6 protein-coding genes are annotated in these 6,170 nt (G+C 69.7%); 4 read left to right on the top strand and 2 right to left on the bottom strand.

The window, feature by feature from the left end; all coding sequences use genetic code 11:
- Both trpD and ACXVGS_RS18545 read right to left on the bottom strand, forming a co-directional pair.
- Positions 1–818, bottom strand: an 818-nt coding sequence (gene trpD / locus ACXVGS_RS18550; RefSeq protein ID WP_458538198.1) for an anthranilate phosphoribosyltransferase, incomplete at its 3' end; no start/stop codon positions are given.
- A gap of 1 nt (position 819) precedes the next feature.
- Positions 820–1,299, bottom strand: a complete 480-nt coding sequence (locus ACXVGS_RS18545) for a hypothetical protein (RefSeq protein ID WP_458533990.1) — start codon at positions 1,297–1,299, stop codon at positions 820–822.
- Positions 1,300–1,430: 131 nt separating this feature from the next.
- On the opposite strand from ACXVGS_RS18545, the gene ctaE reads away from it, so the two are divergent.
- From ctaE to qcrB, 4 genes are all read left to right on the top strand, one after another.
- On the top strand, positions 1,431–2,096 hold the full coding sequence (gene ctaE, locus ACXVGS_RS18540) for an aa3-type cytochrome oxidase subunit III (protein WP_458532734.1): 666 nt from the start codon (positions 1,431–1,433) through the stop codon (positions 2,094–2,096).
- 49 nt (positions 2,097–2,145) lie between these two features.
- Complete coding sequence (gene qcrC / locus ACXVGS_RS18535) at positions 2,146–2,928, top strand: cytochrome bc1 complex diheme cytochrome c subunit (RefSeq protein ID WP_458532733.1); 783 nt, start codon at positions 2,146–2,148, stop codon at positions 2,926–2,928.
- Between the two features lie 64 nt (positions 2,929–2,992).
- Positions 2,993–4,060, top strand: a complete 1,068-nt coding sequence (gene qcrA / locus ACXVGS_RS18530; protein ID WP_458532732.1) for a cytochrome bc1 complex Rieske iron-sulfur subunit — start codon at positions 2,993–2,995, stop codon at positions 4,058–4,060.
- Entirely contained in the window at positions 4,057–5,859 is a 1,803-nt protein-coding gene (gene qcrB, locus ACXVGS_RS18525; protein WP_458534781.1) for a cytochrome bc1 complex cytochrome b subunit, read from the top strand. The genes qcrA and qcrB overlap by 4 nt, the downstream gene beginning before the upstream one ends.
- The last annotated feature ends 311 nt before the right edge of the window (positions 5,860–6,170 follow it).

The raw sequence follows: 6,170 nt of genomic DNA, 5'->3' as shown, positions 1-6,170 counted from the left end.
CGCAGGGACTCCAGCGGGTGCAGCTCGAGGCCGAGCTCGCGCGGGTCGAGCGTGTACTCGCGCACGACGCCACCACGGACCCACCACACCGAGGACGTGGTGGAGACGGTCAGCTCGTCGAGGCTGTCATCGCCCCGGAAGACCGCCGCGTCCTTGCCCCGCCCGGCGAAGACCCCGGCCATCAGCGGCGCCAGCCGCGCGTCCGCGACGCCCACGGCCGCGTAGGTCGGCTGGGCCGGGTTGGTCAGCGGGCCGAGGGCGTTGAAGGCGGTCCCGATGCCCAGGTCGCGCCGGGGCGCCGCCGTGTGGCGGAACGAGGGGTGGAAGGTCTGCGCGAAGCAGAACGTGATGCCGGCCCGCTCGGCGACCTCGACCACGCGCTCCGGCGGGATCGTGAGGTTGACCCCGAGCGCCTCGAGCACGTCGGCCGAACCGGAGCTGGACGACGCCGCCCGGTTGCCGTGCTTGACCACCTTGATGCCGGCGGCGGCACACACGATCGAGGCCATCGTCGAGATGTTCACCGTGTGCGCCCGGTCGCCGCCGGTGCCGACGATGTCCAGGCTCGGCCCCGCGACCACGATGCGGTTGGCGTGCTGCAGCATCATGTCCGCCAGGCCGCGCATCTCCTCGACCGTCTCGCCCTTGGCGCGCAGCGCCACGAGGAAGCCGGCCACCTGTGCGGGCGTGGCCTCACCACTCATGATGCGGTCCATCGCCCAGGCCGCATCGGCCGAGCTCAGGTCGTGCCCGGCGAGCAGCGAGGTGAACACCGCCGGCCAGGTCGTCGTCCCGGACGCCGGCGTGTCCGCAGCCACGTCAGCTGCCGGAGGTGGAGGTCCCCGCCGCACGAGCCAGCTCCGCGACGGCCTGGGCCACCGCGATCGGGTCGAGCGGGTGGGGAACGGCCAGGTCGGCCTGCGACCAGGCCGCGAGCCAGCCGTCCTGCGGGCGGCCGGTCAGCACGAGGACGGGCGGGCAGTTGTAGATCTCGTTCTTGAGCTGGCGGCACAGGCCCAGGCCCCCGGTCGGGGCAGCCTCACCGTCGAGGATGAGCAGGTCGAAACCGCCCTGCTCCACGGCCTCGATGACGGCCGGGGCCGTCGCGCACTCGCGCCAGGAGGCGACCTCGACGTCGCGGGCGGGACGTCGGCCCACTGCCACGCGCACGGCGTCACGGGTGGCCACGTCGTCGCTGTAGAGCAGGACCTGGACGCGGTGCGGCACCGTCGAGCCGGCCGCGGTGGGCGCGCCCTCGATCGCAGCGGAAGGGGCCGACGGAGCGTGCGAAACGGTCATGGGCCAGATGCTACCGAAGGCGTTCGGGCGCAACGATGACGGCCGCCAGCAGGGGCGTCGCGCGTGATCACGGGGCCCCGAGCGCAGTGACCGGGGGGTCGCCGACCCACCTCCGAGGGAATGGGGCAATAATGGCCGCCGTGGCGACCGCATCAGCAGTTCACTCCAGTACCCCAGCAGGCACGATCCCCGGCCACGGCCCGGTGACCCGACCGAACATGACCTCGGTGGGCACCATCGTGTGGCTGGCGAGCGAGCTCATGTTCTTCGCAGGCCTGTTCGCGATGTACTTCACCATCCGCTCCGTCTCCCCCGAGCTGTGGAAGACGCAGACCGAGCACCTCAACGTGCCCTACGCGACGGTCAACACCCTCGTGCTGGTCATCTCGTCGGTGTGGTGCCAGCTCGGCGTGTTCAAGGCCGAGCACGGCCAGCCGGCGCGCACGGGCTCGCTGCTGCAGCTGAGCACGTGGGGCATGCGCGAGTGGTACGTCCTGACCTACGTGTTCGGCGCGATCTTCGTCTCCGGCCAGGTGCTGGAGTACGCCACGCTCGTCCACGAGGGCCTGTCGATCTCGGCCAACGCCTACGGCTCGGTCTTCTACCTGACGACGGGCTTCCACGCCCTGCACGTCACCGGTGGGCTGCTGGCGTTCCTGCTGATCATCGGCCGCACCTTCACGACCCGCCGCTACACCCACGCACAGGCCACGGGCGCCATCGTCACCTCGTACTACTGGCACTTCGTCGACGTGGTGTGGATCGCACTGTTCGCGACCATCTACCTGCTCAAGTGACCCTGACCGTGAACCCCGACCTCCGCACCGACGCCGACAGGACCGCACTGTGAACGCACTGGCCGCCCGCCGCCGCCACCCGGCGGCGATCGTCATCCTCCTGCTGCTGGGGCTGGTCGCCATGGGTGGGCTCTACGCCGCCCTCGCGCCCAAGCCCGCGCAGGCGGCGACCGCCACCGCCGATGACGTTGCCGAGGGCAAGAAGCTCTTCCTGGCCAACTGCGCCACCTGCCACGGCCTCAACGCTGAGGGCAGCAAGGCCGGCCCGACCCTCGTCGGCGTGGGTGCCGCCGCCGTCGACTTCCAGGTCGGCACCGGCCGTATGCCGCTCGCCGGGCCCGCGGTCCAGGCCAAGCGCAACAACGACGTGAAGTTCACCGACCAGCAGATCGCGCAGATGGCGGCCTACGTCGCCTCGCTCGCCCCGGGGCCGGCCGTGCCGGACGCCGCGGACACCAACGGCAACGGTGACGTCGCCAAGGGTGCGGAGCTGTTCCGCGTCAACTGCGCCATGTGCCACAACTTCGCCGGCTCCGGCGGCGCGCTGACCCGCGGCAAGTTCGCCCCGAGCCTGCGCAACGTCGAGGGCAAGCACATCTACGAGGCCATGCTCACCGGCCCGCAGTCGATGCCCGTCTTCAACGACACCAACCTGTCCCCCACGGACAAGAACAACATCATCAGCTACCTGCACGAGGTCGACAAGGCCGACAACCCCGGCGGTCTGAGCCTGGGCAACCTCGGTCCCGTCTCCGAGGGCCTGTTCGTCTGGATCTTCGGCATCGGCATCCTCATCGCGTGCGCCGTGTGGCTGGGCTCGAAGGCAGCGTGACGATGGCTGCACCTCTGCATGACACGCGACTGACCGACCGCGAATCGACAGGATCGACCACACGATGAACGAACACGGCACCGAGGCCCCGGACGGCACGTCCACCGAGGCCGTCCGCCTCGACCAGGGGCACATCGAAGGCACCGGGGGCATCCCGGAGCGCTTCACCAACCCCGGTCTCCCGGCGCACATCCACCGCTCGGCGGATGTCGACGAGAAGGCCGCCCGCAAGGCCGAGAAGCAGGTGGCGACGCTCTTTACGCTGTCGATCATCGGCACGCTGGTCTTCATCGTGGCCTACTTCGCCATCGACCACGGGACCCAGGTCTTCCTGCCGGGCATCGGCCTGGCCAACCTGCAGAACGTCGTCCTCGGCGTCAGCCTGGCGGTCAGCCTCTTCATGATCGGCGCCGGTGCGGTCCACTGGGCCAAGACGCTCATGCCCGACGAGGAGGTCGTGGAGGAGCGCCACACGCTGCGCTCCCAGGACGAGGACCGCGCCGCGGCCGTCGACACGATCCTCGGCGGTGGCGACCAGGCCCAGCTCGGCCGTCGCCCGCTGATCAAGTACACCCTCGGTGGCGCCCTCGGCCTGTTCGCCGTGCCGCTGGTGCTGCAGGTCGCCGGTGGCCTCGGCCCCCTGCCCGGCGACGCCCTGTCCACGACGTTCTGGCGCAAGGGCATGAAGCTCATGCGCGACCCCGAGGGCACCCCGATCAAGGCCACGGACGTCACGATCGGCTCCGTCTTCCACGTCATGCCCGAGGGCATCGACAAGAGCGAGCACGTCCTCGAGGAGAAGGGCAAGGCCGCGGTCCTGCTCATGCGCCTCGACCCGGACGACATCACGGTGGCCAAGGAGCGCGACTGGGGTCACGATGGGATCGTGGCCTACTCGAAGATCTGCACCCACGTGGGTTGCCCCGTAGGCCTCTACGAGCAGCAGACGCACCACCTGCTGTGCCCCTGCCACCAGTCGACGTTCGACGTGACGCAGGACTGCAAGGTCATCTTCGGCCCGGCCGGCCGGCCCCTGCCGCAGCTGAAGATCACGGTTGACAACGAGGGCTACCTCGTTGCGGACGCACCCTTCCGCGAGGCGGTTGGCCCGAGCTTCTGGGAGCGCGGATGAGCACCAGCACCACCCCCAAGGGCGCAGCGAGCCTGCGCGCCAACGACGCCAGGCCGGCCGAGGCCGTCGCTGGTCCCCTCAAGGTTGCCGGAGGCGTGGGCGGCTGGGTCGATGACCGTACGGGCATCGCCAAGCCGGTCCGCTACCTGCTGAAGAAGGTCTTCCCGGACCACTGGTCCTTCATGCTCGGCGAGATCGCGATGTACTCCCTCGTGATCCTGCTGCTCTCGGGCACGTTCCTGACCTTCTGGTTCGTCCCGAGCGCGGGCCACGTGATCTACAACGGGTCGCACGTCCCGCTCAAGGGCATCGCCATGAGCGAGGCCTACAAGTCCACGCTGGACATCTCGTTCGACGTCCGCGGTGGCCTGATCATCCGTCAGATCCACCACTGGGCAGCCCTGCTGTTCATCGTGTCGATCATGGTCCACATGTTCCGCGTGTTCTTCACCGGCGCGTTCCGCAAGCCGCGCGAGATCAACTGGGTCATCGGCACCATCCTGTCGATGCTGGCCATCGTCGAGGGCTTCGCCGGCTACTCGCTGCCGGACGACCTGCTCTCGGGCACCGGTCTGCGTGCGGCCGAGGGCTTCATGCAGTCCATGCCGGTGATCGGCTCCTACATGGCCTACTTCGTCTTCGGCGGCGCCTTCCCGGGCGAGGCGATCATCCCCCGCCTCTACACCGTCCACGTGCTGCTGATCCCGGCGATCATCGTGGGCCTGTTCACCGCCCACATCGTCCTGGTCATGGTGCACAAGCACACCCAGTACCCCGGGCCGGGCCGCACGAACGAGAACGTCGTGGGCTACCCGCTCATGCCGGTCTACATCGCCAAGGCCGGTGGCTTCTTCTTCATCGTCTTCGGTGTCACGGCCCTCATCTCGGCCCTGGTCACGATCAACCCGATCTGGATGTACGGCCCGTACGACCCGTCACCGGTCACTGCGGGCTCGCAGCCTGACTGGTACATGGGCTTCGCCGACGGCGCGCTGCGCCTGATGCCGGGCTGGACCGAGCTGCACTTCTGGGGCTTCACGCTCGGGCTGAACGTCTTCATCCCGGCGCTCCTGCTGATCCCGGTGCTGTACGGCCTCGCCGGCGCCTACCCCTTCCTCGAGGCGTGGGTCACCGGTGACAAGCGCGAGCACCACCTGCTGGACCGCCCGCGCAACGCCCCGACGCGCACCGGCATCGGCGTCATGGCCCTGGTCTTCTACGGCATCCTGTTCTTCGCCGCAGGCAACGACCTGATCGCCATCAAGCTGGGCCTGTCGATCAACGACATCACCAATACCTTCCGGGTGCTGCTGCTCGTCGCTCCCCCGCTGGCCTTCTGGGTCACCAAGCGGATCTGCCTGAGCCTGCAGCGCCGTGACCGCGACCTCGTCCTGCACGGTCGCGAGACCGGCCGGATCGTGCGCACCGCCGAGGGCCGCTTCTTCGAGGTCCACGAGCCGCTGGGCGAGCTCGAGCGCTGGACGCTGGTGCAGCACGAGGCTCACCGTCCGCTGGAGCTCGGCTCCTCGGTCGACGCCAACGGCGTCCGCCGTCCGGGCGCGGCCAAGGAGCGGCTGCGGGCCAAGCTCTCGAAGTTCTACTTCGAGGACCGGGTCGACCCCGTCACCCCCGCCGAGCTGGCTGCCGCACACCACGACGGCCACGAGGAGGAGGCGCTGCACTCCATCGAGGGTCGCCCGCAGTGGGTTGGCCAGCTGCACGGTGGCGCGGACGAGCGCGACGACGTCGACGCCTACGCCCCGCATGAAGAGGAGGGCTCGGAGACCAGCACCCGCTGATCCCCACAGCCCGCGAGGAAGGCCCCCGACCAGCTGGTCGGGGGCCTTCCTCATCCCTGCTTCCTCATCCCTGGCCCGCAACACCCTTGGGTATGCCGTGCCAGGCTCCCCGGCGGCACGACCACGCGACTTCGGGCATGCCGCTGGCCCGGCCGTCACCGGCCGGGTGAGGGGCGGGGGCCTCAGGTGTGCCAGGTGACCCCGGTCGCCGTGACCGTCGCGGTCCAGCCGCGCTGGTGCACGATCGTGTGATGCCGCCCGCAGAGCAGGGCCGCGTTGCCGACGTCGGTGACCCCGCCGTTGGCCCAGTG

This window comes from Oryzihumus sp. (assembly GCF_054325275.1).
This window is presented reverse-complemented; position numbering and strand designations above follow the sequence as displayed.